The following is a 245-nucleotide window of genomic DNA, read 5'->3' on the forward strand; positions in this document are numbered from 1 at the left end:
AAAGTATTGCATACAGATGTGACTCAAGTACGCTTGCAAAAAGGAAAATGGGGCTATATTTCCGCTGTCTTGGATCAAGCCAGCGGGGAAATATTATCTTATTCCGTAAGCTCAAGTCCAAACGAATTAATGATCAAAGATACACTCAATAAATTGAAACAAAATATAGATCCATCACTGAATCCAATCCTTCATTCGGATCAAGGATGGCATTATCAATTAAAGTACTATAGAGATATATTAAA

General features: G+C 34.7%; 1 protein-coding gene. It reads left to right on the forward strand.

Features of this window, described 5'->3' with window-relative positions; all coding sequences use genetic code 11:
* On the forward strand, positions 1 to 245 hold a 245-nt coding region (locus FC88_RS05945; RefSeq protein ID WP_157060437.1), incomplete at both ends, for a DDE-type integrase/transposase/recombinase.

It is taken from the genome of Companilactobacillus futsaii JCM 17355, assembly GCF_001435505.1.
Taxonomy (GTDB): Bacteria; Bacillota; Bacilli; order Lactobacillales; family Lactobacillaceae; genus Companilactobacillus; species Companilactobacillus futsaii.